At 57.8% G+C, this 18761-nt stretch carries 17 protein-coding genes; 14 read left to right on the top strand and 3 right to left on the bottom strand.

Annotated elements, in window-relative coordinates:
* Nucleotides 1–76: 76 nt before the first annotated feature.
* Nucleotides 77–274, bottom strand: a complete 198-nt coding sequence (locus NANH_RS28590; RefSeq protein ID WP_139236287.1) for a hypothetical protein — start codon at nt 272–274, stop codon at nt 77–79.
* Between NANH_RS28590 and NANH_RS26225 the strand changes: the two genes are divergently transcribed.
* The 13 genes from NANH_RS26225 to pssA all read left to right on the top strand — a co-directional run bounded on the left by NANH_RS26225 (nt 273) and on the right by pssA (nt 14925).
* Nucleotides 273–1415, top strand: coding sequence for an efflux RND transporter periplasmic adaptor subunit (locus NANH_RS26225; RefSeq protein WP_051372418.1), 1143 nt, complete (start codon nt 273–275; stop codon nt 1413–1415). The genes NANH_RS28590 and NANH_RS26225 overlap by 2 nt on opposite strands.
* 3 nt (nt 1416–1418) lie before the next feature.
* The gene (locus NANH_RS0113685) at nt 1419–4550 is read left to right on the top strand and encodes an efflux RND transporter permease subunit (protein WP_027262549.1); all 3132 of its coding nucleotides are present in this window, start codon (nt 1419–1421) and stop codon (nt 4548–4550) included.
* Between the two features lie 111 nt (nt 4551–4661).
* A complete protein-coding gene (locus NANH_RS0113680) occupies nt 4662–5504 on the top strand; it encodes a flagellar motor protein MotB (protein ID WP_027262548.1) in 843 nt (280 codons plus the stop codon).
* 95 nt (nt 5505–5599) lie between these two features.
* On the top strand, nt 5600–6901 hold the full coding sequence (locus tag NANH_RS0113675; RefSeq protein ID WP_245601456.1) for a flagellar hook protein FlgE: 1302 nt from the start codon (nt 5600–5602) through the stop codon (nt 6899–6901).
* Between the two features lie 47 nt (nt 6902–6948).
* Nucleotides 6949–8388, top strand: a complete 1440-nt coding sequence (gene flgK / locus NANH_RS0113670; protein WP_027262546.1) for a flagellar hook-associated protein FlgK — start codon at nt 6949–6951, stop codon at nt 8386–8388.
* A 3-nt stretch (nt 8389–8391) separates the two neighbouring features.
* The gene (locus NANH_RS0113665; RefSeq protein ID WP_027262545.1) at nt 8392–9399 is read left to right on the top strand and encodes a flagellin; all 1008 of its coding nucleotides are present in this window, start codon (nt 8392–8394) and stop codon (nt 9397–9399) included.
* Between the two features lie 2 nt (nt 9400–9401).
* Nucleotides 9402–10496 (top strand): flagellar basal body P-ring protein FlgI, encoded by a 1095-nt coding sequence (locus NANH_RS0113660; protein WP_027262544.1) that lies wholly within the window; start codon nt 9402–9404, stop codon nt 10494–10496.
* Nucleotides 10497–10822: 326 nt separating this feature from the next.
* The gene (locus NANH_RS0113655; RefSeq protein WP_139236285.1) at nt 10823–11140 is read left to right on the top strand and encodes a hypothetical protein; all 318 of its coding nucleotides are present in this window, start codon (nt 10823–10825) and stop codon (nt 11138–11140) included.
* Complete coding sequence (locus NANH_RS0113650) at nt 11137–12486, top strand: DUF6638 family protein (RefSeq protein ID WP_027262542.1); 1350 nt, start codon at nt 11137–11139, stop codon at nt 12484–12486. Before NANH_RS0113655 ends, NANH_RS0113650 begins: the two co-directional genes overlap by 4 nt.
* A complete protein-coding gene (locus NANH_RS0113645) occupies nt 12487–12753 on the top strand; it encodes a hypothetical protein (RefSeq protein WP_027262541.1) in 267 nt (88 codons plus the stop codon). It abuts the gene before it with no gap.
* Nucleotides 12754–12764: 11 nt separating this feature from the next.
* Nucleotides 12765–13409, top strand: coding sequence for a DUF1523 family protein (locus NANH_RS0113640; protein ID WP_027262540.1), 645 nt, complete (start codon nt 12765–12767; stop codon nt 13407–13409).
* A 73-nt stretch (nt 13410–13482) separates the two neighbouring features.
* Nucleotides 13483–14175 (top strand): phosphatidylserine decarboxylase, encoded by a 693-nt coding sequence (locus NANH_RS0113635; RefSeq protein WP_027262539.1) that lies wholly within the window; start codon nt 13483–13485, stop codon nt 14173–14175.
* A 3-nt stretch (nt 14176–14178) separates the two neighbouring features.
* The gene (gene pssA, locus NANH_RS0113630; protein ID WP_027262538.1) at nt 14179–14925 is read left to right on the top strand and encodes a CDP-diacylglycerol--serine O-phosphatidyltransferase; all 747 of its coding nucleotides are present in this window, start codon (nt 14179–14181) and stop codon (nt 14923–14925) included.
* Between the two features lie 21 nt (nt 14926–14946).
* Here the strand turns inward: pssA and NANH_RS0113625 are convergent, their stop codons facing one another.
* Nucleotides 14947–16524 (bottom strand): DUF5928 domain-containing protein, encoded by a 1578-nt coding sequence (locus tag NANH_RS0113625; RefSeq protein ID WP_027262537.1) that lies wholly within the window; start codon nt 16522–16524, stop codon nt 14947–14949.
* 143 nt (nt 16525–16667) lie between these two features.
* On the opposite strand from NANH_RS0113625, the gene NANH_RS0113620 reads away from it, so the two are divergent.
* A complete protein-coding gene (locus NANH_RS0113620) occupies nt 16668–17486 on the top strand; it encodes a sulfotransferase family protein (RefSeq protein WP_027262536.1) in 819 nt (272 codons plus the stop codon).
* A 5-nt stretch (nt 17487–17491) separates the two neighbouring features.
* Here NANH_RS0113620 and NANH_RS0113615 read toward each other — a convergent pair whose 3' ends face one another.
* A complete protein-coding gene (locus tag NANH_RS0113615; protein ID WP_027262535.1) occupies nt 17492–18628 on the bottom strand; it encodes a lytic murein transglycosylase in 1137 nt (378 codons plus the stop codon).
* Nucleotides 18629–18761: the final 133 nt, after the last annotated feature.

Genomic DNA, 18761 nt, shown 5'->3' with positions numbered 1-18761 from the left:
CTCCTCGCCGGACCACGGACCAGGTGCCGGAATGTATTAACCAATGGTTAATTCTACTCACGGTGGTGAGGGTGCGTCAAATGTCACCTTGACCCTGCTGTTTGGCCGTCTCTTGGTTGACACCTAGAAAACGTGCTGGATTGCAACGTTTTCCGTCTGGCGGGCGCGACAAAGTTTTGCGCTGTTTGCGCCCGGAGAAACTGCCGTTACAGTATTGAAAACCATAACGAATCATTTGCAACCCGGTTTGCGCAACGAGAGGTTCCAGGACCATGAGTTTTTTCCACAAGGCCCGTTCGTGCTGCGCTGGTATCGGCCTGGCTGCGGGCTTGATCTGCGGACCGGTCGCGGCGCAACAGGATGCGCCACCGCCAAAAGTTTCGATCGCGGCAGCCTACAGCGAGGAAATTACCGATGAAGCTTTGATGATCGGCAAGGGCGAGGCCATCGACCAAGTCGATATTGTCGCGCGGGTCAGCGGATTTGTCGAGGAAATACTGGTTGCCGACGGCGCCGAGGTTGCCAAGGGCGATTTGCTGTTTCGGATTGAAAGCGATAATTATCAGGCCACGCTGGAGGCGCGTCAGGCGGACCTGGGACAGGCCGAGGCGAGCCTGGAACTGGCCAAGATCGAATTGTCCCGCAAATCCGAACTTCTGACGCGCGGCGCGGCACCGGAATCCGAGCGCGATATCGCGCGGGCCAACGAGCTGAGTGCCGAGGCGTCGGTGAAATCCGCCAAGGCAGCGATTCGGCAGGCCGAACTGGAGCTGAGCTATACCGAAGTCCACGCCCCGTTTTCAGGGCGGATCGGCCAAACACCGGTAAGCGTTGGTGAGCTGGTCGGCCCCAACACGCCGGCCCTGGTTTCGCTGGTACGCCAGACTCCGATCAATGTACGCTTTTCGCTGAGTGAAAAACAGCTTTCAGATGTGCTCGAAACCCTCGATACGACTGTTGCCGAACTGGAGGCCCGCGAAAATTCACCCCAAGTGTACGTCACCTTGCCCAATGGAACCCAGCTGGAAGAGCCGGGACGGATTGTATTCCTGGACAATCGGATTTCTCCGACGACCGGTACCATCGCGGTGTTGGCCGAGTTCGCGAACAGTCGCAAGTTGATCCTGGACGGGGCGTTCCTGCAGGTTCGGATAAAGGCGCTGGAACCGACGCTTACCCTGTTGGTGCCGCAGGCGGCATTGCAACGGGATCAAAGGGGCGATTTTGTGTTGGTGGTGAATGCCCGGCAGATGGTCGAACAGCGCTATGTACAGACCGGAAAACCCGTCGGCACCGCGATCGTCATCACCGAGGGATTGCAAGAAGGCGAAGGCGTGATCGTAGAAGGATTGCAACGGGTGCGGCCCGGCGTTCAGGTCGATGCGATCCTCACCGGTCAGCAAGAGGGGCAATAGGCGGTGTTTTCCTCGATCTTCATCACCCGCCCCAAGATGGCGATCGTCATTTCGGTGGTTCTGACCATCATGGGCGCCATCGGTTACAGCGTTCTGCCGGTCGAACAGTTTCCAGATATCACCCCGCCTGTGGTCAATGTAAGCGCGACCTATACCGGTGCAAATTCGGAGACCGTGGAAAACACGGTCGCGGCCCCGATCGAGGCGCAGGTGAACGGTGTCGATGACATGATATATATGTCATCGGACAGTACCGACACCGGGTCTTATTCGCTGAACGTGACCTTCGAGGTCGGAACCGATGCCGACATCGCTTCGGTTAACGTGCAGAATCGGGTGGCGCAGGCCACTGCCAGCCTGCCCAGCGAAGTCACCTCCTCCGGCGTCGTGACCCAGAAGGCCAGCAACAGCATGCTGCTGGTGACGGTGCTGACCTCGCCGGAGGGCACTTATGACGAGGTGTTTTTGTCCAACTATGCCTCGATCAACATCAAGGACGCGTTGGCCCGTATCAAAGGCGTCGGCAAGGCCGAGGTTCTGACCAATTTCGAATACGCAATGCGCATGTGGATGGATCCGGACCGGATGGCCGGATTGGGTATCACGCCGGGCGATGTGATTCAGGCCATCCGAGAGCAGAACCTGGAAGTGTCCGCGGGTCAGATTGGTGCGCCGCCAGTTCCGGGCGACCAGCAATTCCAGTACACGATTACATCAAAGGGTCGACTGACATCGGCCACGGAATTCGGGGATATCGTCGTTCGGACCGGCGCGGCGGGCAGCATCTTGCGCATTCGCGACATTGCGCGGGTCGAATTGGGGGCGAATTATTACAATGCTTCGGGGCGCTATCGGGGGCTACCGGCCACGGTTTTGGCCGTCTATCAGGCACCGGGCGCAAATGCCCTGACGGTGTCCGAAAACGTGCTGGACGAGCTTGAGCGCCTCTCGAATAGCTTTCCGGATGATGTGGAATACGAGGTGCCCTTCAACACCACGGATTTCGTCGAGCAATCGCTCAATGACGTGATTTCGACCCTGATCCTGACCTTTGTGTTGGTTATCTCGGTTGTGTTCATCTTTTTGGGCAACTTGCGGGCAACAGTGATCCCGGCTGTGGCGATCCCGGTTTCATTGATTGGCACTTTTGCTTTCTTGCTGGCTTTTGGCATGTCGCTGAACACGATTTCCTTGTTTGCGCTGGTGCTGGCCATTGGTATCGTCGTGGACGACGCTATCGTGGTGGTTGAGAATGTCGAGCGCATCATCGCCGAAGATGGGCTGAACCCGCCCGAAGCGGCCCGCAAGGCGATGGGTCAAATCACGGGACCGGTCATTGCCACCACTCTGGTACTGTTGGCCGTTTTTGTTCCCGTCACCTTCATGCCTGGCATAACCGGACGGCTGTACTCGCAATTTGCGGTCACAATCTCGGTTGCCGTGGTCATTTCGTCGATCAACGCCCTGACCCTTTCCCCGGCTTTGTGCGCGCTGATCCTCAAGGCCCGGTCAGGCCCGCCAACCGGGTTGTTGGCCGTGTTTGAGCGTGGCATCGACGGTGCACGCGGGGCCTATGTCGGCGTCGTGCGTCGTTTGGTGCGCTTGCCGCTGATCGGCCTGGCCGTTCTGGCGGCGTTGATTCTGGGCGCTGGCGGATTGCTGAAATCCCTGCCAGCCGGATTTCTGCCCGGCGAAGACAACGGCTATCTCTTTGTCGATGTGCAACTGCCCGATGCAGCGGCTCTCGGGCGCACCGAGACCGTGACCGAGCGGGTCAATGGTAAGATCCTGCAAATTCCGGGGGTACAAAGCTCGGTTCTGGTCAACGGGTACAGCCTGTTGGGTGGGGCCGGCTCCAATGGCGCGATGATCATCGTCAATCTCGCGCCTTGGGATGACCGTACGGCACCGGAATTGAGCGCCCAAGGCATTCTGAAACAGATCCTGGGGATCGCCTATCAGGAGGCCAGCGCGACCGTCATCGCCTTTAATCCGCCGCCGATTTCCGGATTGGGGATGAGCGCGGGTGTCGAAATGAAGGTGCAGCAGACCGGAGGAGGCAGCGCACAGGACCTGTCCGCCGCCATCGGCTCGTTGGTTTATGCGGTCAACCAGCGTCCCGAGATCGCGCAGGCCTATTCAACCTTCCGGGCCAATGTGCCCAAAGTCTTTGTCGATCTGGACCGCGAAAAGGCCAAGTCTCTGAATGTGCCGGTCAGCGAGGTGTTCCAGACGCTGCAGGCTTATATGGGGTCGTATTACGTCAATGACTTCAATCTGTTCGGCCGCGTCTATCGAGTGATGATCCAGGCCGATGGATCCTATCGCGACAAGGTCGAGGATATCGAGGCGCTATATGTGCGCGCCCAAAGCGGCGAGATGGTGCCACTGGGCACTTTGCTGGATGTCGAAAACGTTCTGGGGCCGGTGTTGTTGAACCGCTACAACATGTTCCGTGCGGCGACTGTCACTGCGGTGCCCGCCGCGGGCCTGTCGACCGGGGATGCCATCCGGGTGTTGCAGGAAGAGGCAAGCACGGCCCTGCCGCCCGGCTATGCATATGAGTGGACCGGCACCGCGCAACAGCAGTTGGCGTCGTCGGGGCTTGTGATCGTGATCCTGGGGATGGCAGTTGTTTTTGGGTATCTGTTCCTGGTGGCGCAGTATGAAAGCTGGACCATGCCGGTGGGAATTCTGCTATCGGTCACGGTGGCGCTGTTTGGAGCGCTGGCAGCGGTGGCCGCAGTTGGCAGCGATATCAACCTTTACACGCAGATCGGGATGATCATGCTGATTGGGATGGCATCGAAAAACGCGATTTTGATCGTCGAATTCGCCATGGAACAGCGCGCGGCCGGTCTGTCCACTCGGGAGGCGGCCCTGATGGCGGCGCAACAGCGCTTCCGGGCCGTGATGATGACGGCGCTGTCTTTCCTGTTGGGTGTTGTGCCTTTGATTATCGCATCGGGTGCGGGAGCGGCCAGTCAGAAAGCCATTGGCGTTGCGGTTTTTGGCGGCATGTTGGCGGCGACGGTGATCGGGGTGGTCCTGATTCCGGTCCTGTATGTCGTGATGCAAACTCTGCGCGAAACGGTAAAGTCTTTTGGCCGAAAGCCTGCTGAAACCAGATCCTAGCTTGGCTATATTCGTATGGAACGCGACGAATTCCCGGACAAATTTACCTGTTAGGCCGGTCTTAACGCCCTGCCTGATATCCCGGTTATGGGTGAATAAAAGGTGGTGGAGATGAGTGCGTCGACAAATGTCGCGCCGGTCATCATCAAACGGAAAAAGGTTATTGTCGCAGACGGGCACCATGGTGGGGCCTGGAAGGTCGCTTATGCGGACTTCGTGACGGCGATGATGGCATTTTTCATGTTGATGTGGCTGTTGAATGCGACGACTGAAAAGCAACGCAAGGGATTGGCGGACTATTTTGCGCCGACCGTACCGATCAACCGGGTTTCGGGTGGCGGAGATGGTGCTTTTGGGGGCACCAGCATGTTTTCCGAGGATGAAAAGCCGCAGGATGGCACCGGAGCGGTCAACAAATACCCCGACAATGCCGACCGTTCGCGCGGTGCGACCGGTGTTCAGGATGATGGGCGCGAGGCCGCCGAACAAGAAGAACTCCGGATCGTCGAAGAGGCACTGTCGGGCCGCAGTGGCGAAAGCATGGTTTCGGACGATTTGCTTAAGCATATCGTGACGCGGGTCACCGACGAGGGATTGATCATCGAACTGTTCGCCGTGGATGGCGCGCCGCTGTTCGAAGAGGGCGGTAACACACCGACGCCGCTGTTGCGCGATCTGACGCAGATAGTTTCGCGCGTCAGCGGGTTGGTGTCCAACGGCATTGCCGTCACGGGTCATATTCGTGCCCATCCGGTGGTTTTGGCCGACAGTCCGGTGTGGGAACTTTCCACCGCCCGCGCCGATCGGGCCCGCCTTTTGCTCGAGGCTGCAGGAACCGCTCCAGACCGGCTGCGCCGCGTGACCGGGCTTGCCGACCGTCAACCGGCAGTACGCAACCCGATGGCCAACCGCAACAATCGCATCGAAGTGATCCTGCTGCGCAATCCAAACTGACAACATAGAAAGGATTTTACCTGTTAGCGCGATATTAAGAGCGCGTCCGCTAGCTGTTGCCTCGAGAATTACAGATGCAGCAGAAAGGCGTATCCATGTCCATTTCCTCCTCGCTTAACGCGGGAATCGCCGGGCTTTCCGCGAATTCCTCACGATTGGCGTCGATTTCCGACAACATTGCGAACTCATCTACCTATGGGTACAAGCGCGTCGAGACTGATTTCCATTCGATGGTGATTTCCGGGTCGGGAGGGTCCTATTCAGCGGGCGGGGTCAGGTCAACGACACAGCGGTTGATTGACGAAAGTGGCCCGCTGGTGCCGACTTCGAATGCCACCGATCTGGCTGTACGCGGTGGCGGCATGTTGCCGGTTGCGAAGTATTCCGATGTGAACAGCGGTGATGGCAATCAGCAGATGCTGCTGACCACTACCGGATCCTTTCGCGCCGACGCGGATGGCTATCTGACCACCGAATCCGGCTTGGTTTTGCTGGGCTGGCCCGCGTTGGCGGACGGCACAATTCCTAACTATCCGCGCGATACGGCCGGCGGTCTGGAACCAGTGCAGCTGCTGGTGAACGATGTTGTCGGCGAACCGACAACCGAGATTGAAGTCAGCCTGAACCTGCCAGCATCTGACACAAAGTCGACGTCAACTGGCGATGTTCAATCGCTGTCGATAGAATATTTTGATAATCTCGGGCTTTCCGAAGGCATTTCGATCGAGTTGACACCGACGGTTCCGGCTTCGGGGGCGTCCAACGAATGGACCATGGTTCTGACCGATTCCGCCTCGGGTGGCGGAGTGGTAGGTGAATATGTCCTTACTTTTGACAACAGCCGAGCCGATGGCGGCATGCTTGCCTCCGTTTCGACGGTTTCAGGCGGAGCGTATGACCCCGCCACGGGCAGCCTGATCGTGAACGTCGCCGGGGGACCGATCGAGATCAATATCGGTGGTCCCGGTCAGGAGAGTGGGCTGTCTCAGCTTTCCGATACTTTTGCTCCGATCTCGATTCAGAAGGACGGTTTTCCGGTGGGTAACATGCTCGGAGTGGAAGTCGACGCCAATGGCATGGTTCAGGCCTTTTTTGACAATGGTGCAATCCGGACGATCTTTCAGGTCCCACTGGTCGATCTGCCGAACCCGAACGGAATGATTTCGCTCGATAGCCAGACCTACAAGCCCTCGACGGATAGTGGCGCCTACTTCATGTGGGATGCCGGATCAGGCCCCACAGGTGAAATTGTCGGGTTTGCGCGCGAAGAGTCGGCCACGGACGTTGCCGGCGAATTGACTGACATGATCCGAACCCAGCGCGCCTATTCCTCGAACGCGAAGGTTATTCAGACCGTCGATGAGATGTTGCAGGAAACCACCAATATCAAACGGTGATCCACTCCACACCGGTCGTCTTGGCCGCAGGTACAGGAACCACAGCCATGAGCCTAACCACGGCACTCAACAGCGCAATGTCGGGCCTGACGGCGGCGAGCCGGGCCACCGACGTCGTGTCACAGAACATCGCCAATGCATTGACGCCAGGCTACGCGAGGCGATCCCTCGAAGTGACGTCGGCCACTTCGACCGGGTCCGGCGTTCGGATCGTCGGGGTCCAACGCCATTCGGATCCGGTGCTCGTCTCGGACCGGAGAGGCGCCGATGCGGAACATTCCAATGCCCAGACGATCGCAAATTTTCACTCCCGCTTCGAAGCTCTGGTAGGAACGGCTACAGATCCGACATCATACAGTATGCGTCTCGCTGAGTTTGAGAACAGCCTAATTGCAGCGGCAAGCTATTCCGACTCGGCACAACGGCTGGACGCGGTAGTATATGCGGCCAAGGGTCTCGTCGCTTCGATCAACGACACTTCAGAAGGGCTGCGCCAGATGCGCACCGAAGCGGACACGGCTATTGGCTTTCAGGTCGATAGATTGAATGTTGCCTTGGAAGAGGTAAAAAAGCTGAACACGCGGATCACATCAGCGCAAGCTACGGGTGGCGACGTGTCAGGGCTGTTGGATCAGCGTCAACTTCTGATTGACGGGATCAACCAGATCGTGCCGGTGAACCAGGTCGATCGCGACTATGGTCAGATCGCACTTTATACTGACGGTGGTGCAATTCTGCTTGACGGTTCCGCAGCGACGCTGGACTTTACTCCGGTCATGGATACCGTTCCGGAAATGACCATTGGGAACGGTGGGCTTTCGGGCCTGACAATTAATGGAATCCCTGTCAGTGCCGACAAGATTACCGGCGGGACACTCGCTGCGAATTTTGAAATTCGCGATGAATTGTCGGTTTCCGCTCAATCCGATCTGGACGCCGTGGCACGTGATCTTATCGAGCGTTTTGAAACAGCATCACTCGATTCGACTACTGCGGCGGGCGTTCCCGGATTGTTCACTGATGATGGGGCCGCATTCGATCCACTGCTTGAACTTGGTCTGGCAGGGCGACTCCGTGTGAACGGATTGGTCGATTCGGACCAGGGGGGCGAGAGCTGGCGCTTGCGGGCCGGATTGGGCGCCTTGGACCCGGGAATGCCGGGAGATTCGCGCTTGTTGCGCGCCTTTTCGGATGTTCTGGCCGAGGCCCGGACGCCGGGTTCAACCACATTCGGAACCGGATCAGCAACGGCAGCGGATATGGGATCCAGCTTGCTATCACGTGTGGCTCAGAACGGGGCCAATGCCGAGCAGAGGCTGGGGTTCGCCTCTGCCACCCAGACCGAACTCAGCCGAATTGAACTGACACAGGGCGTGGATACCGACGCTGAGTTACAAACACTGATGCTGGTTGAGCAGGCTTATGCGGCCAACGCGCGAATGATTCAGGCGGTCGACGAAATGATGGAAACAATTCTGGGGCTTTGAAGCATGAACATAACATCCATAGGCGACCTGGCGCAGTCCCTGATGTTGCGCAACCGCAGCCAAGAAATCAGGCAGTCGATTTCGACCCTGACCCAGGAACTGAGTAGCGGGCAAGTCAACGACGTGTCCGACCGTCTTGGTGGCGACTATTCCTACCTGACCGATATTGATCGGAACCTGGCGCGCCTGGGTGGATTTTCTGTGTCCGCCAGCGAGGCCGCGTTTTTCGCTGACGCATCCCAGAATAGCCTTGGGCGACTGCATGACCTATCCTCGTCACTTAGCAGTTCGCTGATTTCGCTTAACCCCTACAGTCTGGAGCCGGTTCGAAATAACCTCGGCCAGCAGGCGGTAAACGATATCGAGACCGCAATCTCGGCGTTGAATACAACGATAGGGGGGCGCAGTCTGTTCGGAGGAACAGCTACGGATCGTGTGCCGCTGGCTTCGGCCGATGTGCTGATGACCGAGTTGCAATCACTGGTTTCTGGCCTAGGCTCAGCGGCGGCAGTACAGGCGGCGGTGGACATTTGGTTCGATGATCCGGCGGGGTTCACATCTGTGATGTACAACGGCGCCGATCAGACACTTGCGCCCATCCAGATCGGACCTGGACAAGAGGTGTCGCTGACGCTCAAGGCGGATGATGCTACCTTCCGAGATACGTTGAAGAACATGGCGTTTGTGGCGCTTGCTGGCGATCCGACCATGGGATTTGACCGGGCGACTCAGTCGGATCTGTTCATGGCAGCCGGGGCTGGATTGTTGTCCAGCCAGGATCAGTTGGCAGGTGTTCGCGCTGATGTCGGATTTGCCCAAGCCCGGATCGAGGAGGCCCAGATCCGGAATGCCTCGGCACGCACCGGTCTGGAGTATACCCGGGGGGCGCTGCTTGCGGCCGATCCGTTTGAAACGGCCACGCGTCTGGAAGAGGCACAATTCCAGTTGGAAAGCCTGTACACCGTGACCGTGCGCTCGTCGCAACTGTCGCTCCTGAACTTCATGAGGTAGTTATGCTGAGAGCGCTGATTTTATGTCTGCTATTGCCGGTGACGGTCCAGGCCGGTGCGATCCGTCTTAAGGATCTGGTCGAATTTGACGGTGTGCGCGGGAACGATCTGGTCGGCTATGGTCTGGTTGTTGGCTTGAACGGCACCGGGGACGGGCTTCGGAACTCGCCTTTCACCGAAGAGCTCATGCAGAACATACTTGAACGGTTGGGTGTCAACGTGAACGGCGAACAGCTGAGACCAAAGAATGTTGCCTCGGTGATCGTGACCGCCAGTCTGCCGCCGTTTTCGCGCGTTGGAGGTCAGATTGATACAACGGTTTCGGCAATCGGAGATGCGGACAGCCTGTTGGGTGGCACGCTGATCATGACCCCGCTTAACGCAGCGGACGGACAAATCTATGCGGTTGCACAAGGCACGGTTCTTGCCGGCGGCGTCGTGGCGGAAGGTGAGGCAGCATCGGTGACGCAGGGCGTGCCGACATCGGGCGTTATTCCATCGGGTGCGCGGGTAGAGCGCGAAATCGAGTTTGACCTTTCCTCGCTGACCACGATGCGCTTGGCGCTGCGCGAGCCCGATTTTACCACGGCAGGTCGGATCGAGCGGGCTATAAACAGCGAATTCGGCCGCTCTGTTGCGGCGATGCGCGATTCCGGAACCATCGATCTGGACATCACCGCCACGCGGGCGGCGTCGACCGCACATGCGATTGGGCGCATTGAAAACATCCTGGTTGAACCCCAACTGAAAGCGCGTGTAGTCGTGGATCAGCGCTCTGGTACGATCGTGATGGGAGACGATGTGCGCCTCTCACGTGTGGCGGTTTCGCAAGGCAACCTGACATTGCGGATCGAGGAAACTCCGGCTGTGTCGCAACCCAATCCGTTTGCCAGCGGTAGAACTGTTGTCGTTCCGCGTACCGGTGCTTCGATTGACGACGAAGAGGGCGTGTCGCTTGCAGAAGTCCCCGAGAGCACCTCGCTGGCCGAGGTTGTCGCGGGATTGAATGCACTTGGTGTCTCGCCGCGCGATATGATCGATATTCTCAAAAGCCTGAAGGCTGCGGGCGCTTTGCACGCCGAATTTGTGGTGCGATAACCGGGTCTCGCTGCGCCCTGTAGCCGAGCCCATCGCTCTATCCTCAAGCGGTGCGGGCGGCAAGGCGGACCACGAACAATCTCGGCAACGACACTTTAGAACGACCAAGACCCGCGGTCGGCTTGGACTGGTGTGATTGCGGGGGAAGACAGAAGGCACAAATTCGGCTGTGCGGCGTGCTCGGTCGTCCGGTAAGAAAATTTCGTCTGGTGCAAGTCGTAATCTGTCAGATATGACTATTCTTGAGAGCGGACAGGAAATTTTTCAGGTACAGCCGGACGGCCTTTCGTTGCGGTTTGGGCCAGGTGGCAAGCGGAGCGCGGCATGTGACGGTACTTTTCTTCTTCGCACAGCTGCTTCTGGTTTCTATTTTCGTAAGCGTCGTGATGGCGCACTTATCCGCGCGCGCGCCGTTTCTCAACACGATCGGTGCGTTTTCGACCGGGCTGCTAGGTCTCGCAGGTGGTTTTGCAATAGCCTTTGTCTTATTCCTGCTGCTGAATCCTGACCCAACGCGTGATCTGGATGCTCAGGTTCCCCTGCTGCTTCGGACCCTGCCGATTACGGGTTTTTCCGTGTTCTTTTGGGCACCGGCATATGTCGTACTTTTCAATCGTCTGCGCCGTCGGAAAACAGTTGCATGAAACGCCTGATCGAACGTGGGCTGATGTATGGCAACCTTTTGCATGTAAGCGCGCCAGCCTTGGTCGAACGTTATAACCGTGCCTTGCGGCATCTAACGGGAAAGCAGACCGCGCTGGCGGATTTCCATGTTGATATCTCGGGCTATTCGCCCGAGATCGGGGATGAACTGGGCGATCACTATTATCTCAACCATAATGGTGTGAACCGGCAATTCATCCTGCTTTCGACAGAACAGAAACGGGCACCGCTGTTGAATGCCACTTTTTCCTCCAGCCGGAAGATCCTGCGCGGCTTTATCGATGCCAACGATTCCCAGTTGTTCGCTTTGACTGCGACAGACGCCGTCGCAGGCGAGTTGGTGAACTCGGTGCTTCAGATTGCGGAACCGGCGCGGTTGTTCGATCTTCACAAGGTAGAAATCGAAGCGGACACTCCCGGCGGCAGATTGCGTCACAGCGACGAATTGGCCGGTTTGGTCCACAGGTTCCGCACCAAAGAGGATGGCTGGTTCGACGACGATCTGATCACGCGCATGATTGCTGTTGCGGGCCGGTCCGGCGATATCACCCGCAACCCGGTGCAACTGAAAAGCACAGAGTTCGAGTTGGGCAATTTCTGGACGGCCCTGTTTGACGGTTTGTATTTGTTCAAAACCGTGACCTATCCGGCAGCCATCTCGATTCGGGATGCCTCGGCGCTAGGTCCGATCCCGATAGACAACGCATTTGACTTGGGTGATCGCAACAGCATCGCCAGGTTCTTGGAACGCAACGGTCTGGTCGAGGCGATCGTCAAGGCGCCCGGATTGGACGCTGTGGCGGTCCTGCGCCAAAAACTGGATTTTATCGTGATCGACACCGCCGCCGGATCGGGATTGGATCTGAGCGGTTTGAACCGGTCCGATATGCGCCGCCTTGCACGTCAATCCGCAGATCGCTTGCCGCTCGAATATCACGGACTCGCAGCCCTGTTGAACTGGGCTGCGAACGGGGGGGGATGGCCGCGCATCACCTCGGAACATCCGGCCTATTTCTATACATTGCGCGCGGCCGACACCGAAGATCGGGATCTGGTCAATATGCTTTTGGCCGAACTGAGCCCGCTGGATCTGCGACAGCTTTTCATTTGCCACAAGGATCTATTCTATCGCCAATATGCGGCCTGGCCAGATGCCAAAAAGGCCTTTGTTGTCGAGTTCCTGGTGCGCGAGTATCAGGTCGATAAAGCTGGCGCGCGGGCGTCTCTGTTTGGGCATGAACCCGACATGAGTGGTGAGACGCCGCCGGATCCTGCCGCCGAGATGGTCCGGCGGGTTGGCCCCTGGGGCGCGGTCAGGAGAGGCTAGATGTTACCATTTTTGCGCCTGATGTTTATTCTGTCCATCGTTCTGTCGATCATCTATGTCGGGATATCGATCTATTCCCGCAGGGTGCGGCGCGGCAAGCTTCTGGCCCACTGGGAGCGCAAGGGCATGACCGGCGATCGCGAGGCTTTTGTCCAGCGTGGCCTTAAAAAATACGACCGCTCGTTTCGTCGAAAATTGATCCTGGGGGTTTACATCGTGCCTCTGTCGCTGATCGCGATCTTGGTCTATGTAACGAACTTCAATTGAGGGGCAGACCGATGGTCTATGTCAAATGGGTGTTCATATTCCTGTTTTGGGGACTGCTTGCAGCGGTCCTGAACTATACTTTGCCGCAGCAGGATGTCGGGCGGATTACTGACACCTATGAAAAGCGCATCGATCCGGGCGAAAACAGCTGGTTTTGGGCCACCCATGATGTGGGTAGTAACGCGATGGCAGAAAACCGCGATGTGTTCTTCATCCAGACGCGGCTGAACAACGGGAAGGTCATGGTCTATCGCAACGAAGACACTGGCTGGAGCTGGCCGCCGTATTTCAAAGTCAACAGCTCTAATCTGCAAGCCGAGGCGGTCGATCTGAAATCGACATCGGACAATCCGAAGTGGGTTGTGATTCGTCACTATGGCTGGCGCAATGAATTCATTTCGATCTTTCCGAATGCGGTCAGCATCCGCCAGATTGAAGATCCGGACATGCGGTTGGTTCCGTGGTTCAACATTGTTTTCCTGACTATACTGGCCGCAATTTTCTGGGCGATCTGGGTGCGTTGGCGGCGTTTTCGGCAGGCCCGGGTCGATCCGGTCTTGCAGGATTGGGGCGACAGCATGGATGCGGCTGGCGAAGCGATGAGCGAACGACGCGGTCGATTTCGACGGTGGCTGGAGAGTTGGCGGCAAAAGTGACGCTACAAGTGCATTGTACAGGGCCGGTCGGCTGGGATAGGAAGTCGGGGCACCTCAAGCGACTGGATTTAACATGACAATGCTGGGAACCTTTCTGAAGCCGATGCACCGCGAGGGCATCCGGTTTGTCGCCATTTTTGCCGTCGTTTCCGCGCTGCTGTTTCTTGTCACGGATGTTCTAGGCTGGATCGGCGTCGGATTGACCGTTTGGTGCTACTATTTCTTCCGCGACCCGGTACGCACTACACCAATCCGCGAGGGCTTGATTGTAAGCCCGGCGGATGGGGTCGTGTCCTTGATCGAACCGGCCGTACCGCCTGCGGAACTGGGCATGGCGGATGTGCCCCTGACCCGGGTCAGCGTGTTCATGAACGTATTCAATTGCCACGTGAACCGCGCGCCGGTGGCTGGCGAAGTGACTGCTGTGGCGTATCGTCCCGGCAAGTTTTTCAATGCGTCGCTGGACAAGGCGAGCGCGGATAACGAGCGTAACAGCCTGTGCATCACAATGCCGGACGGACGCCAAATCGCCGTGGTACAGATCGCGGGGTTGGTGGCGCGGCGAATCGTCTGTTTTGTTTCCAAGGGGCAGCCTGTGATGACCGGAGAGCGTTTTGGCCTGATCCGGTTCGGGTCACGGCTGGATGTGTATCTGCCCGATGGGGTGGCGCCGCTGGTCAGTGTCGGGCAAACCATGGTTGCAGGTGAAACTGTTCTGGCCGATCTGATCTCGTCCGAAGGCGTCCGAGCGGGGCGAACGGGCTAGGAGATGAAACAAGACCGACCGCCGCAACGCTCTGACATGCCCGTTGTCATGTTGCTGCCCAATATCGTTACGATTGCCGCCATCTGCGCTGGCATGTCGGCCATCCGGTTCGGATTTCAGGATCAGTATCACGCGGCGGTTATTCTGATTTTGGTGGCCTGTGTACTGGACGGTCTGGATGGCAAGCTGGCGCGCCTGCTGAAATCGGAATCCCAGATCGGCGCCGAGCTGGATTCTCTTGCGGATTGCGTCAACTTCGGGGTGGCTCCTGCTTTGGTGATATATGCGTGGGCGTTGCAAGGCACCAATAGCGGCGGCTGGATTGCGGTGTTGGTCTTTGGTATCAGCTGTGTGATGCGTTTGGCGCGGTTTAACATCGACAGCAAATCGGAATTGAGCGGCAAGCAGAGCAGCCGTTTCGTCGGCGTTCCGGCTCCGGCAGGTGCGTTTCTGGTTCTGTTTCCCATGTTCCTGTCGTTTCTGTTCGACGATCCCGACTTGATTCCGGCGGGCGTGATTGGGTTCTATATGATTGGTGTCGGTTTGCTGATGATCAGTCGCATACCGACATATTCCTTCAAGCGGGCGAGGGTATCGCGAACCAATGTTAAATTTCTGTTGCTTGGCTTTGCATTTCTTGCAGCAGCGCTATTGACCCAAACTTGGGCAACGCTGGTTGTGCTTGATCTGGCCTATGCCGCCAGCGTGTTCTGGGCGTGGCTCAACCGGAATGCCGCGACCAAGAACTGACCGGTCGCCCAGACCAATGGCTTAATCCGCAAATAGCTGTTCGGTGGTGGCAAGCTCCAGCGCTACATCGTGCGGAATTGTCAGGAACTCGGCCAATTTCAAGGCATTGGTTTCCGGGGGGTCACGTTCCGATATCCGGCAAAGGTCGGAAAACCCTGCATCGTTGATCAGATCGCTTTCGTGTATGATATCATTACGCAGCGTTGGCAGCAGTTGCTGCAGGGTCTCTTTGCCGGTCTGCTCACCGGCCAAGCCCAGGCGCCGGGCATGACCGATCAGATCGGCGTCCGAGAACAGACACTCGACTTCAAGAATTCGGGTGATCGAACGGTCCGAAAAAAAATCCTGTAACAGCTCCAGATTCCGCGAATCCATGCAGACGATCAACCGGTCGGTGTCGAAATAGTCATACAGCATCCGCATCAGCGCACGCCGATGGCGCGTGCGCTTTGCCAGGCTATTCTGAAGTCCACCCAAATCCGGCAGGGCCGCGTTCTCTTCATCGAACAGGTACTCGATGGCCGGCACGCTGGTCAGAAGCCCGAGGTGCGCCGCCAGACGCTTGGCCACATGCCACTTCTTGCAAACCACGATCATCAGTTCGCGATCACGGCCCAGCGTGCTTTCGGCTTCCCAGACCCGCATCGTGAACCGGCGTCCCACGCGGCCACGTCCTGTCAGGAACCGGAACAGGTTCTGCCCCTCGTTCGAGATCTGAAACCCGACCTGCCGTTCCGCATACAGCCGACCCAGGCGGGCTTTCAATTCCTCTGCCTCGGGGCTGATCTTGCGGGCAAACAAGAAATCCTGCGCAAGCAGCAGGTCATAATGATCATTGTAGAAGGTTACCGGCAGACCGTAGTCAGAGAACATCAGAAACGTCAGCGTCCGGGCCTGGATTTCCGTTTCAGGCACCAGATGCCGGACCAGGGTTTGAAAAAAGGTTTCATCGGGGATCCACGAGGTACGAAAAAACTGCATTACATCCGGACGCCGCCGGGTGAATTCCAGGATCCATTCGATGGTGCGACGGCGCAGACACCACCACTGGCTGCCAATCTGCACCTGGATATCTGTCGGGATCGCGCGCCGCAGGCCCAGGCGGCGCTGTAGCCCCAATGCGGCATAGAACAGCCATTTGTGTCTGCGTTCGTTCACCAGATGGCGATAGATCAGCCGGTCTTCCTTGATCCCGGTCTTGATCCAGTCGCTTTCGAAGAAATCAAAGCTCTCTATGAAGTCGGCGTCGTTTCCATCGAGAAAGCGATGGGCAAACTCAGCCGTCTTGATCGCCATACAGTCGCCCGACAGCATGTAGAAATGGGTCGCGTCGGGAAAGGCATCGATTGCGGCCTGAACGGCGTTCAGCGTGCCCTGAACCAAGGACCACTCGCCCCAGCCGCACTTTACCCGCTTGTGCGCAAAGGTAACGTTGGGATTGCCCGCAAGCGCCGTGCGGATCGTGTGAAAATCTTGTGGATCCGCACGGCGGTCGAAGTGGATCGCCATGTAGTCGCCCGCGGCGGTCAGCCGCTCGGCTTGCTGGATGATCGCTTGGGGATTCTTGTGACACAGCAGGATGTAAGCAATTTTCGCCATATCGGGAAGGATACACCTATTATTCGCACATTGATTATCTTGATAAAGATGAAGAGTGATTGAATAAACCGGCTCAGTTTGTTTTTTTGCCGGGAAGATGCCCGCCCTTTTTGGGGATGGATCGAGCCAAGGAGGCAAAATGAATGGGGTATCCCGGAATCTGGATGACCGAATCCGAAAGCATGGTGTACCGGGTGGTCCCCAAATGCGCCTGTTCGACCATCGGGCAAATCATGTATTATTCCGATCACGGCAGCTTTTATGACGGTGACATACACGATGCCGAGACCGGGTTGCACAAATGGGCCATAGAGGCCAGCCAGGATCCGATCACGCGCAATGTGCAGGGCCACAATTCGTACAACTTCACCTGTGTGCGAAATCCCTACGGCCGCATTCTCAGTTCGTTTTTTGACAAGATTTGCGGAATCCAGCGCAACGGAAAACGCTACCGGGGCAATCTGGTACCTATGCTGATTGCCAATTATGGCATCGAGGTTGGCGGCGACGATGGTAAGGAAACGTTTGACCAGATTCGTTCGTTCCGCCGGTTTCTGCTGTTTGTGCGCGACACGATCAAGTGGCGCAAACCCATGGACCCGGATATCCACTGGTCTGCCGTTTCGGGTCATGTATCGACTTTTATCGTCAACGGTGGCACCTATGACAATATTTTCTGGATGGAAAAGTTCGAAGACGGCATGGGGCAGGTTCTGAAGTCGGTCGAGGTGCCGAATGCAATCGATCTGGCCGCAATGCCGCGCTTCAACGAGAGCGAGGGGCACGGCCCCAAACGGGCTCACCCGGTCGAGGACTACTTCGACGATCTATCGATGCATCTGATCTATGAAATCTACAAGCGCGATTTCGATTTGTTCAAATACGACTTCGAGAATCCCGCCGACAAGTTGCCAACCGGTCAGATAGATCTGGACGAGGTGCACGCCAAGCTGGGCGATTGACCGCCCTAGCGAAGCCTGTTCAACAGAGCCGCAGAAGGCTCGCCCGTGGCGGGCAGGCCCAAGCTGCGCTGATAGGCGCTGATCGCGGCCTGTGATTTGGACCCAATGACCCCGTCCGCGCCGTCGGTATCGAACCCGGCAGCCGTCAGGCGCTTCTGCAATTCCTTTCGATCCGCCAGTGTCAGACCGTTCGCATCCGGCCCAAAGGGTGTTCGCAGTGGTCCACCCCCGGCGATCCGGTCTGCCAGATGGCCGACGCCGATCGCGTAGCTGTCGGAATTGTTGTATCGCTTGATGACGGAAAAATTCTTGAACACGACGAATTTCGGTCCCGGCACCTGTGGCTGGATAACCGCGACCGGCGTACCGGACCGGGCGGCGGTCGAACCCTGTTCGCCGCCCCACGGCTGCCCTGTGACCCAGCCCGAGCGTTTCAGATAGGCGGCGGTCGAGGCCAGTGCATCGGTTGGATTGTCCGACCAGATGTCACGTCGCCCGTCACCGGTGAAATCCACCGCATAGGCCAGATACGAGGTCGGAATGAACTGGGTATGGCCCATCGCCCCGGCCCAGCTGCCGACCATCCGGTCCGGCGTGGTATCGCCCGCCTGCAGGATTTTCAGCGCCGCCATCAACTGACTTTCAAAGAACGAGCCGCGGCGCCCCTCATAGGCCAAAGTGCTGAGGGCCGAGACCACCTGAATGTCGCCGCGTCGCGCGCCATAGCGGCTTTCCAGCCCCCAGATCGCGACCACGACATGTTTGTCGACGCCGTATTTGGCTTCGATCTGGGACAGGGTGGCGTTGTGTTGGCGCAATTTGGCGCGGCCAGTTTCGATCCGGTCGTCCGAGGCGGCAATCGCCAGATAGTCTTCGAGGGATCGTTTGAATTCTGTCTGATTGCGGTCGCGCTCGATCACGCCGGGCAGGTACCCGGCACCCTGAAAGGCGCGGCCGATGGTGGTTTGGGAAATCCCATTTGCCGCCGCGCGGGTCTTGAACCCGGCCACCCAGGCATCATAGCCTCTGTTTGGCACTGTCTGCATCCGAGATCTGGCCGATTGGGTCACCGCACCACCCGAACAGGCGGTTAATGCCGTTGCCGCAATACCCAGCGTCGCCATCCGTCGTGAAATCCGCATGTCTTCTGCCCTTTGCCTCTGGTTTTTCCAATTCATAGCGCACCGTGTGGCACAGGCAAACCGGATCCATCGGCAGCGGCGTAAAAAGACCTGTCCGGCCATGCTTGCACCTGCGCATCCAAGCGCCTACATC

The sequence above is a fragment of the Sedimentitalea nanhaiensis DSM 24252 genome, assembly GCF_000473225.1.
GTDB lineage: Bacteria > Pseudomonadota > Alphaproteobacteria > Rhodobacterales > Rhodobacteraceae > Sedimentitalea > Sedimentitalea nanhaiensis.
The sequence above is the reverse complement of the archived record's forward strand: the minus strand, read 5'-3'. Positions and strand labels throughout refer to the sequence as shown.

Coding starts and splice junctions, on each gene's coding strand:
- NANH_RS26225 (WP_051372418.1), top strand. CDS start 273: ATGAGTTTTTTCCACAAGGCCCGTTCGTGCTGCGCTGGTATCGGCCTG.
- NANH_RS28590 (WP_139236287.1), bottom strand. CDS start 274: ATGGTCCTGGAACCTCTCGTTGCGCAAACCGGGTTGCAAATGATTCGT.
- NANH_RS0113680 (WP_027262548.1), top strand. CDS start 4,662: ATGAGTGCGTCGACAAATGTCGCGCCGGTCATCATCAAACGGAAAAAG.
- NANH_RS0113675 (WP_245601456.1), top strand. CDS start 5,600: ATGTCCATTTCCTCCTCGCTTAACGCGGGAATCGCCGGGCTTTCCGCG.
- flgK (WP_027262546.1), top strand. CDS start 6,949: ATGAGCCTAACCACGGCACTCAACAGCGCAATGTCGGGCCTGACGGCG.
- NANH_RS0113665 (WP_027262545.1), top strand. CDS start 8,392: ATGAACATAACATCCATAGGCGACCTGGCGCAGTCCCTGATGTTGCGC.
- NANH_RS0113660 (WP_027262544.1), top strand. CDS start 9,402: ATGCTGAGAGCGCTGATTTTATGTCTGCTATTGCCGGTGACGGTCCAG.
- NANH_RS0113650 (WP_027262542.1), top strand. CDS start 11,137: ATGAAACGCCTGATCGAACGTGGGCTGATGTATGGCAACCTTTTGCAT.
- NANH_RS0113645 (WP_027262541.1), top strand. CDS start 12,487: ATGTTACCATTTTTGCGCCTGATGTTTATTCTGTCCATCGTTCTGTCG.
- NANH_RS0113640 (WP_027262540.1), top strand. CDS start 12,765: ATGGTCTATGTCAAATGGGTGTTCATATTCCTGTTTTGGGGACTGCTT.
- NANH_RS0113635 (WP_027262539.1), top strand. CDS start 13,483: ATGACAATGCTGGGAACCTTTCTGAAGCCGATGCACCGCGAGGGCATC.
- pssA (WP_027262538.1), top strand. CDS start 14,179: ATGAAACAAGACCGACCGCCGCAACGCTCTGACATGCCCGTTGTCATG.
- NANH_RS0113625 (WP_027262537.1), bottom strand. CDS start 16,524: ATGGCGAAAATTGCTTACATCCTGCTGTGTCACAAGAATCCCCAAGCG.
- NANH_RS0113620 (WP_027262536.1), top strand. CDS start 16,668: ATGGGGTATCCCGGAATCTGGATGACCGAATCCGAAAGCATGGTGTAC.
- NANH_RS0113615 (WP_027262535.1), bottom strand. CDS start 18,628: ATGCGGATTTCACGACGGATGGCGACGCTGGGTATTGCGGCAACGGCA.